Source organism: Paenibacillus sp. J31R122, from assembly GCF_056269185.1.
Genome location: NZ_JBWDNM010000019.1, coordinates 55529 through 70512 on the forward strand (window position 1 = coordinate 55529; position 14984 = coordinate 70512).

Genomic DNA, 14984 nt, shown 5'->3' on the forward strand with positions numbered 1-14984 from the left:
GTATAGGGCCCTTCATTGAACTAACGTTCCCCGTTAGTTGAACAATACACTTAATTATCAAATGTAATGATTAGTCTAATATCGGATGGATCTTTACTTTCAACTAAACGGTTAACAACTTCCAAAAATCTCTTTCCACATTCTCGATAGTTAACGGATTCATTTACTTTTTCTCCATTCATGATCTCATCTTCGTATTCAAACACTTGATCCCAATTAAATTCGAGCAACTCCTTTGCAGTAAACCACGTCGTGCTATGACCTTCTAAAATAATAATTTGAAGCGGAATCATTGGACTAACGTCTTCGGGTAGTCCGCGCGGATCACTGATATAAGGCATGTTCTCAGAATTACGTTGATTAGCCAAGATTGCAAAGAGGTCATAATTTCTATCTGTGAAAACCATATCCCTTCTTTCAACCCCCCAGATTGGAGCCTCGTCGAAATCAGGAACGACGCCTGCCCAACTGCTTGTCCACTTATCAGAGGATACCCATTTGCCAATTCGGTTTACACCATCATTTTCATACACTTTCTCTTCTACAAAACAATGAATATCTGTCCCCATAAATACCTCCGATTATCTCTAAGATATGTGTATTGTTCTATATTTTTCTGGGTTATCCTGCCCGTTAGCTCAACAATAAAAATCAACTGCGCTGTGTACCACCTGGTCATTAAATTACGTGTCTGAATCGCTCAACACATTTTTTAAAAATAAATACAGTTTGTTTGCCTGGACAATGTCTAAGCGATTGCTTTTATCGGATACAAGGTATTTATCAATTATGTCATGGGCTTTCACTTCAATTATTTCGATTTCCCTACACTCTGTGTAGTAAGCGAGTATTATTTCCCTTTTATCCTTCTCCGTTCCAACACCCATTCGAAGATCACCCCTAATTCAGATCATGTAGTTTATTCGTGGATGGAACTTTTAAGAAGTGTGGTACTAAACTGCCAGTTAGCTTAATGTAATACTGCGATTCGATCAGGATCTCTCCACCTACATTGCTTCTTCGAATTACCTCAGGCGGGACGAGGGACCGAATGGTCCTATGGATGAATATACGGAGTTATTCATTTAGTAGTATGGGAAAATATCAGTTCTCGAAGTTGCGTTAAAACGCTAGGTAAGTATTCTTGTGGATGCAAAATAATCACCACCAACACGCTTATTAGTATGGCTGCAATCCAAATCAAGCTTTTGAATACTCTTGATTTTAATTTTTGAGTGATAAGCTGAGAAATTAACAAAATAGTAATATTTAAAAATATTGTTATCGGAATACTTACAACTCTTCCAAGACCTGTATAAGGGAAGTATTCGATTAATAAAAATATGGCTGATATACTCGGAATCATGGCTAAAAAGAAAGATATTACCGACTTCTTCATGTTGATCTCCTAATCTGGTCCTCTGAAGTTTTACATAACGTCTTATTTATAGACTGCTGGTGAGGAAAAATAAAGTTCTTTAATCATAAAAATACTCTATGAGACAACACGAGTAAAGTGAAAATAGAAACGCCTAGTGCGGACCAGCATGCTAGGAGTTGTGAGAGGTCGGGGGCTAGCCACCCCCTCCTGCTCGATTACTGCTTTTTTCAGTTCAGTCGAAGTGGGACATTACGGACATTCTGGTTCAGAAGGAGCTTTGTAATCAAACGGCCGCCGATGATGCTGGACACAATAAGCGACAGCATGAGCTGCATCAAAATGTAGCCGGTACCGGACGCCGAAGTCCCGATAACAGCTTGCGAGAACAGCGAAATGTATGTGATTGCGCCGAACATGCCCATCCCCATCAAGAAGCCCGATCCCCCTGATGGCGCGGAAGACGATAAGCTGTGTCATGTCCTGCGACAAGCCACACAGCACCGAGAGCCAGCGAGGAACAGTCCCATGTCCTTGTAAAAATGTACTGTACAAACTAACATAATCAGCAAAAAATAGCCTTGACCGATTAACGGCCAAGGCTATTTGCATACGAGTGAATCGGAGCCGGTTCGCGATTAGTGACCCATCATTGCCGGGTCCGGATTTCCCCTGCCGGCGGTCCTGTCTTCTTCCTGCTGCTTCGGTTTACGCAGAAGGAGCGACAGTGCGACACCTGCGGTCACGAGGCACGCGGACAGGAAGAACGTGTCGCCGTAACCCGCGACGACAGCGTTTAGCGGATTCGCGTCCGCTCCCGTGCTTGCTGCGTGGGAAGTGATTTGCTTCGTCAGATAGCCCGTCAGGCCCGCGACCGCGAACGAGACGACGACTTGCTGAGCTGCTGTTGTCAGCGGTGTGACGCGGCCCACCAGACGACGAGGCGCAGAGTTCAGGACATGCGTGTTGAGCGGCATCATGGAGAAGCCCATACCGAGACCCATGATGCAGATGCACAGGATGATCACCCACAGCGAAGTATCCAGCGTTATGCCGGACAAGATGAACAAGGCGATGGATACAACGGTAAGACCGGCGAAGGCGAGCGGACGCGCGCCGATCTTGTCGAACAGCCGGCCGCTGATCGGCATGCCGATTCCCGCACATAGCGCATAAGGCATCATGATCCAGCCCGTTTCAAGCGCGGTGTAGTGCATGACGCCTTGCAGGTACAGCGGCACGATCAGCATGGCGCCGAACAGCGCGAGCTGTACGATCCACGTCAAGATGATGCCGCGTGTAAAGTCGGACGACTTGAACACTTTCAACTCCAGCAGCGGCTGCTTCTGTCGCAGTTCCACGATAATGAATAGGATGAGCGCAATGCCGCCGACGGTCAAGCCCGTGATCGTCGAAGTACTCGACCAGCTGGTGCCGCCTTCGCTTACGCCGTACGCCAGCATGGAGAAGGCGATCGGCGCGAGGCACATGCCGATGACGTCCAGATGCGGCGCCGCATGGCGGTCCGATTTCGGCAAATATTTATACCCGAGAATGAGGGCGATAATGCCGATCGGCAGATTGATGATGAAGATCCAGTGCCAGCTGACGGAATCGACCAGCCAGCCGGATAGCACCGGACCGAACGCCGGCGCCATCAGCATTGGGATGCCGAGTACGCCCATGATGGATCCGCGGCGCTCTGGGGGTGCGAGCCTGAACACCATGGCCATCCCGATCGGGCCCACCATGCCGCCGCCCAAGCCTTGAATGATGCGGTAAATGATCAACTGTTCCGGTGTTTGCGCGATGCCGCACAGCACGGAGCCGATCGTGAACAGAGCGATCGTAATCATGAAAATTTGCTTGAAGCCAAATTTATCGGTCATCCAGCCTGCAAGCGGGATAACGGCGGATAAGGCCAGCGTATAGCCGGTGACGGTCCATTGGATCGTCTTCAGATCGGTGTCGAAGTATTCAACGAGTTTCGGAATGGCATTATTGACGACGGTGCTGTCCAGAATAACCATGATCATAGCGACAATAATAGCCATGAGCGGCGGCAAAATGGCTTTCAGCGAGAAGTCGTCACCGCCGGCTGCCATCGGTTTTGTTTGCGTAGGAGCTGACATAGGTCCCTGCTTTCTGCTCATCGAGCGGTGTATGGATGAAAATAATGGTCGAGGAACAAATCAATCTTTTCTTAGGTGGACGCCGACACGAGGAAATAGGAGTCGTCGTGGGATTCTTGCTTACAACCGGCCTTGATGACGGGCTACAGGATGGCGCCGAAGATTTGCTGAATCATGAGCGCAGCTTATCGCGGCTGACGTCGCCCCCGATCCGTCAAAATGGCGCTTTCTCGTACAAATTCGCAGGCAATGCCTGCACGAACGGCGACCAATCGCCCGTCGTGTAAAGATGAAGCCGGTGCATGGCCCGCGTACACGCCGTATAAAGAAGCTTGCGTTCGTTGTCCCGGCCGTAAGCTTCGGGCGAAGCATCATAGACCAAAACTGCATCGAACTCGACACCCTTGGCGAGATACACAGGAATGACCATCACTCCTTTTTCAAAGCCCAGCGTCTCCTTCGTATTGAGCTGCAGAGCTTCTCCTCCTTGAATCCGTAACGATTCATGGGCCTCCCGGCTTTCGGCTGCGGTCTTCGTAATGACGGCGATGGAATCGAAGCCCTCAGCCCTGAGCGCCGCGATGTCTGCCAGAATTTGCGCATCACGCTTCTCCCCGCCGTCCAGTCTCGTCAGAAGGGGCTTTGGGCCTCCCCTCTCAAACGGTGTAATTTCTGCCCCGCCTGGAAGCATCGATTTCGTAAATTCAACAATCTCCCTGGTTGAACGATAACTGCGTACCAGGCGGACAAGGCTTGTTTCGGCTTCGCCGAAAAGGCGGACAAGCGGCGAATCAGCTGCGTCCAAGCTTGTAGCCTGCATGAAAATCGCTTGCCCGAAATCGCCGAGCACCGTCATCCGGGCATGGGGAAACAGCTTTTTTAGATACTCATACTGAAACGCCGAATAATCCTGACCCTCATCAACGAACACATACCGGATTTCCGTGTTCGTCCGGACGCCTTCGATCAGTTCTTTTACATACAAATATGGAGTCGCATCCTCGTAGAATAACTCGTTCCGGAGCAGCGCTTCCTTGGTTTGCCTGCATATTTCAGGCCACAGCGTCGGGATAAAGGCCCCATTCGTTTTCTCCCGATAAGCGGCTTCGTCGTCAAACAATTGACCATATATGCCTTTAACATCTACAAACGAAAATTTCTTCACATTTTTCCTTAGCGGTTTAAAGCTTTCTTTCGCGATCCTTCGGCGGAGCAGGTCTTCCTCCCTCCGGGCGAAGTCAAAGTCGCCTTCATCTTCCCGGCGCTTGTTGTTCATTTTCTCGCGGACTACGGCGTATTGTTCAGCAACGTGGAATACTTCCTTCTCTTTATGCAGCATTCCAAAGACTTCCGCGTACTGCTCGATGTCGAGATAATTCAACTCTTCCTCTACCCAAGTCGCTTCCCGTTCCATGCGTTCCAGCGAAGCCAATTCCTTCAGCAGCCATTCCTGCAAGAGAACGACGCGATTGAACAACGGCAGGGAATGGTCATAACCGTAAAATTTTGCTCTCATTTGCTCCGCGGTAATCAAATCGTGTTCCCGAAACCGAATCCCGTTGAATCGCATTCCTTCCCGTCCCAACCACTTTCCATAGTACTGCAGGGCTTGCAGGAAAACCTCGGAAGCTTTGTATTCGATCCCCCGAAGACGAGCCTCATATCCCGGCGCCCCTTGCGCGGTCAGTACATATTCGATCTGATCAAAGGGATCCTCCGGCCGTAACGAGGAACTTAACCAATAGTCGAGATATTCTTGAAAAGTCGTCTGCTGCATATTCTCTTCGCCGAGCTCCGGAAGGACGGTGGAGATATAACTGGTAAACATCGGATTCGGTGAGAAAAGAACGATCTGATCAGCCCTGATCGTCTGGCGGTGTTTGTACAGCAGGTACGCCACCCGCTGCAATGCCGCGGAAGTCTTACCGCTGCCGGCCGCCCCTTGTACGATAAGCATCCGGCTTTTGTCATTGCGGATGATGGCGTTTTGTTCCTTCTGGATGGTTGCCACGATACTCTTCATTTGCGAGTCCGCACCTTTGCCGAGCACTTGCTGCAGCAATTCGTCTCCGATCGTTTCGCTCGCGTCAAACATGTTGCGGATTTGCCCGTTTTGAATCTGAAACTGCCGTTTGAGCTCCATCGTCCCTTTGATTCGACCGGCCGGCGTGACATAAGACGCCAGGCCGGGGGAATGGTCGTAGTACAAGCTCGCGATCGGCGTACGCCAGTCATAGATCAGAAAGCTCAATCCGTCTTCGTCGACGAAGGAAGATACGCCGATATAGATCTGCTCGCTGTGGTTCAGGCCATCCTCCTGAAAGTCGATGCGTCCGAAATAAGGAGATGGGAGCAGACGGTTCATGCTTTTCCATTGCTGCGTCAACAGCTTGTGGCCGCGCTCCCGTTCGGCCAATATCGCGGACTGCTGGTTAATCGTGTAGAAGGTTTCTTCGAAATCTTCGTACGTGCTTGTGTTGATCGTAACTTCTTCCCAAAACCGCATGCGGATGTCCGTAGCCTGATCGCGCAGCCCGGCAACCTCTGGCTCCAATTCGGTGATTCTCGCCTGCAGCTTGTTCCTGACCCGTTCCAGCCGCTCCTGTTCTTGCCGCCAATCCTTCGTATCCATCTCTCCCTAAACACACTCCTTCTTCCGTTTTTTGGGATAAAAAAAAGCATTGACAAATCAAAGTTCCAGATGTACAATTAAAGTAGGAATAAAATTGGTTACACTCCTTATTTTAATTTGTCAGTAACGCTATCGATTATATCATAGCGTTAATTAGTGTTCAATTTATTTTTTTCATTACCCTCCGGCAGAGCTGAACACTGACCCGGATTGTGGACAGTTTAAACAAACCACTGTGGAGTTAAGCTGCCAGGATATGACTCTTGAATTCATCAGGGTCATTTTTTTTATGTCCACTGGCTCTGAATTGTAATAGGTAATGTTGTAAAGACCAAAATAAAAAAATGAGGGAACCGGATCATATCCAGCCCCTCGCCCCTATCAAACCTGACTCTCGATTCCCTTGCAATACTCTTTGATCTTGGAAATATCGTTGCCATACCGCTTCACCAGAGTAAGCAGCTCGAGCTGAGCTAGCCACAGAGCATCGTAATCTGGATTGCTCAGCAGCTCCTCCCAAGCGGCGTTCTGTATGTTCCCACAGGCTGCTTGCGCTACCTGTTACCCTTGGTTTCGGCTTTTCACAGCGTTTAATTCCTGATCTAACGCAATCACCTTGCTCGATAATTCTTGAACCGCCTTAATCAACGGAGCGACAAACTCTTCATACCGCAGGCCCTGCTTCTTCGTCGCCTGATCTTCAGTCCAACCGGCGAAATCGCTGATTCCTAACGACATCAGCACCTCTTTCACTTCTTGTGAGATCAAGCCGTAATGCGGCCGGTTGAATTTATGCCGGATTGTCCGCTGGACAGCTGTCTGTTCTCCGTCAGCCCCGTCAGTCATTTCGGTAATCACTGCATCATAGTCTTTAAATTTATAGGATACCGGACGCAAAGCATTGATAAAAGACAAACCTAAGTCGCTGTCGTGGATGTTCTCCTTATCCCTGACGTCGGATGTGACGATCGTAGGAGAGCCCGCGTAAATGGACTTCCAACGGTTTGACATCGAACCTAGCGTATATTCATTGTCGTTTATCGGATTGAGCTGCTTCGTTTGTACCATCGCGCCATTCAAGAAGAAGGAGTTGGCTCGCCATTCCATTTGAGTAACCGTAGTTCCTAAACGAGTAACTAGCTCATAATTGACCGTCTCTCCTTCCGAATCGTTTTGGATTTGCCGGTTCAACCCCCCGTTGTTTATCGTCCATTTCCAATTTTTCTGATCCGCCGCCCCGTCAGTCTCCCGCATCACCAGATAAGGCTGCTTGCTTTCCAACTGCAAATCTTTCTGAACAATTGAAATACGGCTTTTGTCGACTGCCCCGTATTCATACTTCGTCCAGCCGTTGGAGAATACATGCGTACCGATCACGCAATCTCTCGTATTGTTCTGAAAGCTGAAGCCGACGCCGGAGACACCTTGGAAATTGATCCCGTCATATACGTTCTGTGGACAATTGTCGAGATAAATGCCGTAATCCAACCCAAGCCCAGGAGTCAATCCGTCGCAGTTTAATGCCCCGCAGTTCTTGAAATGGAAGCCGTAGGCCGTACCTGAAAATTTCGTAATGCTCGTATCCGCCTGCACACGAATGTTGCTAATCCAGGATTTGTTCACTTGCTCGAGCTTAAATCCGTACCATTCTCCACCGTGATCGTAGCCGGACTTATGCCGTCCGACTGCTACATTATGGATCGACGTCCAGGACCGGTTGTTTAAGTGTAGGCAAACTCGCTGGGAATTGAAGAGGCTATCGTGAATTCGTCCCTCCGAAAAAACTGTAGTGCCGGTCGATACGAGGCCTTCGTAGGAATGCGCGACATCTACATGCGAGATAAAGAAAAACACACGATCCCCGATCTCGATCCCTCTTTTAACCCCATGTATAGTTACTCCGCTCACCCTAACAGAAAGCATTCCGCCCGCTGCGGACATTTTCAGGAACGTATGGTCGGGCTGCGTTTGAGGATCGAGACTCGTCTGGTATATGCCGATTGCGTCGATCTCCTCGATATACGCTCCCCAACAGTCGCCCATCCGAATGCATGTTTCCCAGCCGTAATCGTAAACAAAACCGGATGAGATCGACTGCAGAATATTTCCGCGGAACTCCAAACCTCTAAAGAAATATCTTGTTCGATACGTGAAGTAAAGCGAGGAGTCGGTCGGAGTGGAAATCGCGTGTCGTCCGTGTGCCCCTTTACTCATCAGGGTCATATGCTCGACTCCGCCTTCCCGTCCGGCGATCGTCTCCGCTTGAAAGGCGAAACCGTCCAAACCAGCCATTTGATCGAACACGACGGTGGTTCGCCCACTGCCCTCTCCGACCAGCCGGATCAAAGGGACCAACAAGGTGGAAGTAACTCTATACGTCCCGGCTGGGAAATTGACATTCCTCCCATTAGCGGAATTCAATGCCTCCCGGATGGCCGACGTATCGTCTGCTGCACCGTCACCCTTTGCCCCGAATTCCCGAACGTTAATCCAATCCGCTCTTCTTAAAGGATGATCCGGGTGATCGGGACGGAAAGACTGCCCGTACACCGAGTCGGTCACGGAATTTTCTTTCGCATAGGCCGATTGCAATGAATTTCCGAGCAGCCCACCGGCTGCCAGTGCGGCGCTAGCCATCCCTAGTCCGGCCAAAAACGTCCGTCTAGCCATTGGTGCTGCTGTACTGTTATCGTCACCGCTAACGACACCCAGATTACCTTCGAATGATTCGACTTGTTCGTTCTTATCCTTATTATCGTCCATGGACACGTTCCTCCGTTCGGATTCAGTTATCGTTACTTGTTCAAAGCTTGAACCTTCCGGTATAAATCTCCAAAGATGCGGTCGCGGTTCACGCTATTCGCGCATCGAATAAAATGACGCTTCGAATCAAAGCTCCACCGGCACATGTCGGAATTCGTAATAATCGGGCTATGCACGAGACTTGTCGGAACCCAATTTGGTTCCAAAAGCCAAGCGACTGCGGACATATCCCAAATGACACGTGAATAGGCAAAATGGTCTTTGCGGCAATGCTCAAATGTTTCTACTAAATAATCCCCGACAGGGCCTTGATGCCTCAGAAATTTCTCCGTTTCCGCCAAGGTGGTTATCAAGTGCGAGGCCACTCCATGACAAGGAATCAACACTAACGGCACGCCGCTATCAAATACGACACGGGCGGCATGTACATCCTGGCGCAGGTTGAATTCATCACAGTTAGGCCAGTGAAGAGCGTGACCGCCTAGCCACACGACGACAATCTTATTGCGAATGCTGGGCTCCAGCAGAATGGCCGATGCCACATTCGTAATTGCTCCTATAGCAACCACGTACAGCGGGTCATCATCCGAAGAAGCCAATGCTCGCTCGATCAGATCGGAAACAGCTTCACTTGGAACCGGTGTGGCGGCATCAGGCAAGTACCGGTTGGAGCCTTTAAAAGCATAGCCTTCGGGCGTCAGGCCCATCAGCCTAAGTATCTTCCCGATTTCCTGAAAGCTCTTCTCCATTCCGTCCCCGGGACTGTCAGAATTCGAATTATAAAAGGGGGCAGCGTATATCGCTTCTACCTGAAGCCGTTCCGGAGAAGTCAAAGCATGTACAACAGCAAATTGGTCATCAATTTCATTGTAAGTATCAGTATCCAGCACCATCCGGACCTTGCCAGTCGGTGGACTTAACCGATTCAAAATAATGTCTGTATGCAGTGCAGGCAGATTCATTTTAATCCTCCATCTCATATTAAAGGTGACTGCGAGACGCTTTTGTGTTCATCTGTGTTGCGATAGCTTTGCGGCGTGACACCTTCTGTTTTTTTGAAAATACGCAAAAACGTTGTCCTGCTGTAGATGCCGACCTTGTCAGCGATCTCACTGATCGCCAAATCCGTTTCAGACAAAAGCTGCTTCGCCCGATTGACACGTACCATGTTCACGTATTGCGTGATGTTCATCCCTGTCTTCTCTTTGAATATCCGCGATACATATTTTGGGGATACCCCCAGCCGGTCTGAGATACTCTCCAGATAAAGCTCACGGTCGTATTCCGTTTCGATCATTTCCGTAATTGCAGAAATCAGTGTATTCGTTTTGTTGGCTTGTTGACGGGAATGCAGCTCGACTGCGAGACGATCATAGAAATCAAGCACCGCTTCTTTCTTCAGATCAAGCTCCACGGGCCATCCGTTGGAATCACTTAGCAGCTTATGGAGCTCTCTGGTCACAAGACGGTCACGTTCCAATCCCTGTTCTAAAATAAATCTCAAACCTGTTCGGTATACCTCCGCAATCCACATGCCCAGAGCATGGGGCGAGGCGCTTCGGGTCTCGTGATGAATGATTAGCTGAGCGATCTTCTCCCTTAAGGAAGGTTCTCCAGCCTTCAGCATGTTCAACAGCTTGATCTCGTCTGTAAACGTATACACGACACTTGGGCGAATATCGAGCCGTTCATAAGGTATAATCTCGCAATCCCGTGTGCTGTCGGCGTACTGCAGGGCCAAGATGGCTTCCTTATACGATTCGGCGATTCCTTTCATACCCTCATGAACTTGCCCGATTCCTACGTGAACGATGCAGTATTGAAGGTCGAACTGAAACGTTTGCATGAAGCTGTCCAACGCATCGCGCAACCCGGCTTCATCATTATGGTCGTCATTCGGTTCGATCACACAGGCGTACAGGTGACGTGTGCATTCCAGCACGTACAGACGGAAGTGTTCACTCAAGAAGCTCCATATCAGCTTCTTAAGTTTACTCCATACAATAATGCGGTCTTCGTCCGGGATTTGTTCGTAAAAGGCGTCTTTGAACTGAAAGTGAATGCTACAGCAGCGATACCGATCCCCTTCAAAACCAAGCCGTTCACGAAACATCTGATGAAGATCAATATCGTTCGGAAGCTCGCGATCATGGAACAAATGAAGCAGCGCCTGATCCATATATTCCTGCCGCACGCTTTTTAACTGCCGCTCGAATTTCAGGTTATGACGGATCAGCTTGCGGATACCGATGCCGATTTCGTCAAAATCATTGTCGGCCTGCTCCGGATCGTCCATCGTTTCACTCTGATCTGTGAGCGCATCCTTGATCCGCTGAATTGGCGTATAAAGCTTAAAGGCAAAGATGAAAGAGAACAACAGCCCGATGACGACCAACACAAGACAAATCACTACGATCATGCGTAAAATGCCGCTTGCTTGACGGTTGAATTCATTGACCGGCGTCAAGGAATACAGCTTCCATCCGTACAGATTCGATTGGACGTAGGAAACAATGTAGGGCGTTTCTCCAAGGAATAATTCCGTACTGGCCGGATCGTCGGATGGAAACGTTTCCGTCAATTTACTGATCAAGGCTGCCTCACTGCCTTCCTTGTCTTCCGGACCAAGCACAGCCCGGCCGTATCCGTCCAAGGCAACAAATTGTGTAGAGGGATACGGCGCATAGCCTTTCAGTTTTTTTTGCAGAACGTCCACTGAGATATTGGCCACCAAAATCGCATTATACCCTCTCACCATACTGCTGACGATCACCGGAACAACTTTTTTGACAGACTGAAAGGTGTGCATGGAAGACGGTTCCAAGATTTCGATCGACCGGTCAGACAGGATCGAACGTTTCCAATAGTCGGGCCCGAACGAATCATAACTTGCCGCACGCTTGAAGAACGGATCAAAATCTTCAATGCCTGAGGTCGTATATACTTTCTCGTGATCGATGAACATGAACAGATCATCGGCAAATTCGGTCAGAATCGCCCCTGTTCGTTTCAGGCTCTGGAGAATGTCAATCAAATTTGCCCTGTCTTCCAGTGTATACTGGGCATCGGGCTTTAAAAGCCTATTGACGGAAACCTCGCTGAAAAAGCTGATTCCTGCTTCCTGAACCGTCCGCAAATGAGCGTCAACCAAATCTGCTGAAATTTGTAGACTCATCCTAGCATTAGCCGCGAAGTCTTGCTTGTATTTGGACACAAAATTGGCGTATGTCGCAATGCCAATGATAACTATCGGAATAAGAAGGGACAAGAAATACAGCAAGATTTTATAATAGAGCCGGTTTGCCGGCATCAAACCTTTCATCCGCTTCATCGTTGTTCCCCCCTCGATCCTTTTATAACGTTTCGATCGGTACTCTCAGAGCTGAAATGCTTTCCTTGCAAACCGAGTAAATGACATGAAGATATCCGTCGTGCACCAGCGTGTGAGGATACCCGTAATCGCCGCCCTTGTACATTCCTTGGAAGAGCCGTTCACACATTTCATTTTTCAGAATGAAGTGGCGGTTGAACAGCATCCCATCTAGCGATAGCGACAGGACTAACGGACTGCGTTTGCCTCGGGGCTCTGGATCTGGCGTTCCAACATAGTAAATCGTCCCGTCCGGTAACCGACCAAAATGAAATTTGCTGTTGTTATCGGAAAAACTAGTCGGCAGCGGATTCGACCAACTCGCCCCGTCGTCTGCGCTCCGCGTCACCCATAGCTTGCGGCTATTGCTTCTCAAAAGCATATGAAGGATTCCGTCGGCAGTTTGATAGAACGAACCCTCGCATAAGCCAACCGGCCATTGGCGCGCTTCCTTCACCTGCCAGAATGATTCAGAGTCGTCACAGATCGTTCCGGACATTTCAGGCGGATATATACCCGATTGAACCCACCCGGTCATTCCAGTTGGATCGTCCGAATACGGAAACATGATATTGCCGCTGATGATCAGCCTGCCCGATTGCGTCTGCTGCGGTCCGTGATTCGGGATGATGGGTAGATACATCGGGATCGGCTCGCTCCAGCTCATTCCATCCTTTGTGACTATGGCATACAGGAACGTATTCATATGTCCTTTGTCGCCGCTCTTACGCGATCCGTTCTCCAAATGCTCCAGTTTGTATTCGTACTGCCCATAGTAGACAATTAACGTGTCGCCATACTGGTGAAATCCAGCAGCAGTCAGCACCAGATCCGAATATATTCCCCCAGTAGTGTCCACTAAAGCCTGAGGTACCGACCAACGAAGGAAATCATCCGAGACCGCCATTAGCACTCGTTGGCCGACGTCGTCCTCGTTAATTCTCCCATTCGACCAAATGGCATAAAATTTACCTTTGTAATGCGTAATGTGGGCATGGTGCGAATAGGACCAATCGTACTCGCTTGCCGGCTTGTAAATCGATACGGTTTCAACTTCGAGTTTAGGCCGCTTGCGGTCGTTAAGCGTATTGGCTATCATTTCTTCACTCTTCCGAGAGCCGAATTATATATGGTTTCGAGCTCAGGCGCTCCGTTATCATTCAGAGCCTTTGCGAAAGCGTCAAATTCAGAAAGCGGCTTGGATCCCATAATAAATTTCACGACATCAGCCGTTATCGGACTTAATTTGGAATTAATTTGCTTGATCTTCTCGTTCTCATCCTCTGTAAAAGGCGGCTTCAAAGACGGTGCGCGATTTTTGGAACCCGGGTCCTTGTCGATTTGCTCTCCCCAACGAACCAAATCAGGATTTGAAACTTGTACGATTGGCGTTTCGTCCACATGCGGCGCCAGACTTAAATATCCCGCTCCTAGCTCAGATAGCAAAGCTCTTGCCGGATCTGCTGCCGTTTTATATTTATCAAGGACACTTGAAAGTATTTTGGGCTTGCCGTCTACGAGTTCATATGTTTCGCCTAGCACACCGAAGTTGGCGACCTGAATACCCTCATCGCTGTATAACCAATCGTAAAACTTTACGACCGCCGCAGGTTCCTTGACCTTGGAGCTGATCGCATATAATTCCGAAATCCATCCGGATTTCGGGTAGGCGAAGCCTCTAACCTTGCCCTGACTGTTGCTAAGATACGGAATTAGTTCCAACTTTGCTTCCGTGTCTTGCTGCTGCAGCGCCTGGTTGTAGTTCACCGCAAACGTATTATTATCAAAATAAAAGAATGCTTTGCCGGCAGTCAGCTTCTCCGCCCACTTCTGCTGCGTGTTCACAGAAAAATCAGGGTCGAGCAGTTTTTCGCTGTAAAGCTTATTCAAGTAAGTAAGCACTTCCTTGAAAGCGGGTTTGCTAGTTCCGTATACATAAGAGCCGTCTTTCACATCGTAATCGAAATACATTCCGTACCCGCCACCCATACCAAGAGCGACAGCGTCCAGAAAAGAACCCATCCCCCGAGAAGTCCATGGCGTCGAATCCGGATAAGCCTCCTTCAACTTTTTTAGCACCTGATAAAGCTCTTCGAATGTTGAGGGCGTTTTCAAATTATGCTTTTTCAGCAAATCGGTACGAATCATCGGAGCCTTTCCAGCCGACAGCTGGTTTTGGGCGGTAATTGGGAAGCCGTACAATTTGCCTTCGATCAGCAGCTTGTTTGTTTCCGGATTTTCCTCCAACCGTTTTTTAAGATTCGGAGCTTGATCCATATATTCGGAAATATTAAGGAAGACGCCTGTCTTGGCGTACTGGTTGAGATCGTTTTGATCAATCAGAATAATGTCAGGAATATTGTTCGTGCCGATGAGAACCTGCTTTTTCTCTATATAGTTGCTTTGTGGAATGCCTTCCACCTGGAGCTTGACTCCCATTTTTTTTGCGATTTCATTCAGTACTAGCGTATCCTGCCTAAGCGCCTGCGACGGATGCTCGTAGCGGATCATCTTCAGTGACATTTCTTTCTGGCCTTCCATCGCGGAAGGCTCCCCCTCGCTGTTTTTGGCAGTGCAACCTGAGAATAGCGCTACAGCTAGCGTGACGAAAACTAGGAGTTGGAACTTCATTATTTTGTTTTCCATATTACCCCTCCATGATCATAATTAATTGTAACAGCTTGCCTAACAATTGAATATGTCAAAACT

11 protein-coding genes are annotated in these 14984 nt (G+C 48.9%); all 11 read right to left on the bottom strand.

Annotated features, from left to right (window positions below):
• Window positions 1–50: 50 nt before the first annotated feature.
• Window positions 51–569, bottom strand: coding sequence for a hypothetical protein (locus AC0YN7_RS25605; RefSeq protein WP_475812860.1), 519 nt, complete (start codon window positions 567–569; stop codon window positions 51–53).
• A 114-nt stretch (window positions 570–683) separates the two neighbouring features.
• Window positions 684–887: a hypothetical protein gene (locus AC0YN7_RS25610; protein WP_475812861.1), complete on the bottom strand. Its 204-nt coding sequence runs from the start codon at window positions 885–887 to the stop codon at window positions 684–686.
• A 194-nt stretch (window positions 888–1081) separates the two neighbouring features.
• On the bottom strand, window positions 1082–1399 hold the full coding sequence (locus AC0YN7_RS25615; protein ID WP_475812862.1) for a hypothetical protein: 318 nt from the start codon (window positions 1397–1399) through the stop codon (window positions 1082–1084).
• Window positions 1400–1608: 209 nt separating this feature from the next.
• On the bottom strand, window positions 1609–1797 hold the full coding sequence (locus AC0YN7_RS25620; RefSeq protein WP_475812863.1) for a hypothetical protein: 189 nt from the start codon (window positions 1795–1797) through the stop codon (window positions 1609–1611).
• A gap of 219 nt (window positions 1798–2016) precedes the next feature.
• On the bottom strand, window positions 2017–3510 hold the full coding sequence (locus tag AC0YN7_RS25625; RefSeq protein WP_475812864.1) for an MDR family MFS transporter: 1494 nt from the start codon (window positions 3508–3510) through the stop codon (window positions 2017–2019).
• A 214-nt stretch (window positions 3511–3724) separates the two neighbouring features.
• Entirely contained in the window at window positions 3725–6142 is a 2418-nt protein-coding gene (gene helD / locus AC0YN7_RS25630) for an RNA polymerase recycling motor HelD (protein WP_475812865.1), read from the bottom strand.
• 561 nt (window positions 6143–6703) lie between these two features.
• On the bottom strand, window positions 6704–8905 hold the full coding sequence (locus tag AC0YN7_RS25635) for a tail fiber domain-containing protein (RefSeq protein ID WP_475812866.1): 2202 nt from the start codon (window positions 8903–8905) through the stop codon (window positions 6704–6706).
• A gap of 32 nt (window positions 8906–8937) precedes the next feature.
• The gene (locus tag AC0YN7_RS25640; protein ID WP_475812867.1) at window positions 8938–9867 is read right to left on the bottom strand and encodes a nucleoside hydrolase; all 930 of its coding nucleotides are present in this window, start codon (window positions 9865–9867) and stop codon (window positions 8938–8940) included.
• Between the two features lie 14 nt (window positions 9868–9881).
• Window positions 9882–12236, bottom strand: a complete 2355-nt coding sequence (locus AC0YN7_RS25645) for a helix-turn-helix domain-containing protein (RefSeq protein ID WP_475812868.1) — start codon at window positions 12234–12236, stop codon at window positions 9882–9884.
• Between the two features lie 22 nt (window positions 12237–12258).
• Window positions 12259–13374, bottom strand: a complete 1116-nt coding sequence (locus AC0YN7_RS25650; RefSeq protein WP_475812869.1) for an exo-alpha-sialidase — start codon at window positions 13372–13374, stop codon at window positions 12259–12261.
• A complete protein-coding gene (locus AC0YN7_RS25655) occupies window positions 13371–14921 on the bottom strand; it encodes an extracellular solute-binding protein (protein ID WP_475812870.1) in 1551 nt (516 codons plus the stop codon). Before AC0YN7_RS25655 ends, AC0YN7_RS25650 begins: the two co-directional genes overlap by 4 nt.
• Between the last annotated feature and the right edge of the window lie 63 nt (window positions 14922–14984).

Excerpts from the sequence above, each read along its gene's own strand:
- AC0YN7_RS25645 (WP_475812868.1), bottom strand. The coding sequence starts at position 12,236 with ATGAAGCGGATGAAAGGTTTGATGCCGGCAAACCGGCTCTATTATAAA.
- AC0YN7_RS25620 (WP_475812863.1), bottom strand. The coding sequence starts at position 1,797 with ATGTTCGGCGCAATCACATACATTTCGCTGTTCTCGCAAGCTGTTATC.
- AC0YN7_RS25635 (WP_475812866.1), bottom strand. The coding sequence starts at position 8,905 with ATGGACGATAATAAGGATAAGAACGAACAAGTCGAATCATTCGAAGGT.
- helD (WP_475812865.1), bottom strand. The coding sequence starts at position 6,142 with ATGGATACGAAGGATTGGCGGCAAGAACAGGAGCGGCTGGAACGGGTC.
- AC0YN7_RS25650 (WP_475812869.1), bottom strand. The coding sequence starts at position 13,374 with ATGATAGCCAATACGCTTAACGACCGCAAGCGGCCTAAACTCGAAGTT.
- AC0YN7_RS25640 (WP_475812867.1), bottom strand. The coding sequence starts at position 9,867 with ATGAATCTGCCTGCACTGCATACAGACATTATTTTGAATCGGTTAAGT.
- AC0YN7_RS25605 (WP_475812860.1), bottom strand. The coding sequence starts at position 569 with ATGGGGACAGATATTCATTGTTTTGTAGAAGAGAAAGTGTATGAAAAT.
- AC0YN7_RS25655 (WP_475812870.1), bottom strand. The coding sequence starts at position 14,921 with ATGGAAAACAAAATAATGAAGTTCCAACTCCTAGTTTTCGTCACGCTA.
- AC0YN7_RS25615 (WP_475812862.1), bottom strand. The coding sequence starts at position 1,399 with ATGAAGAAGTCGGTAATATCTTTCTTTTTAGCCATGATTCCGAGTATA.
- AC0YN7_RS25625 (WP_475812864.1), bottom strand. The coding sequence starts at position 3,510 with ATGTCAGCTCCTACGCAAACAAAACCGATGGCAGCCGGCGGTGACGAC.
- AC0YN7_RS25610 (WP_475812861.1), bottom strand. The coding sequence starts at position 887 with ATGGGTGTTGGAACGGAGAAGGATAAAAGGGAAATAATACTCGCTTAC.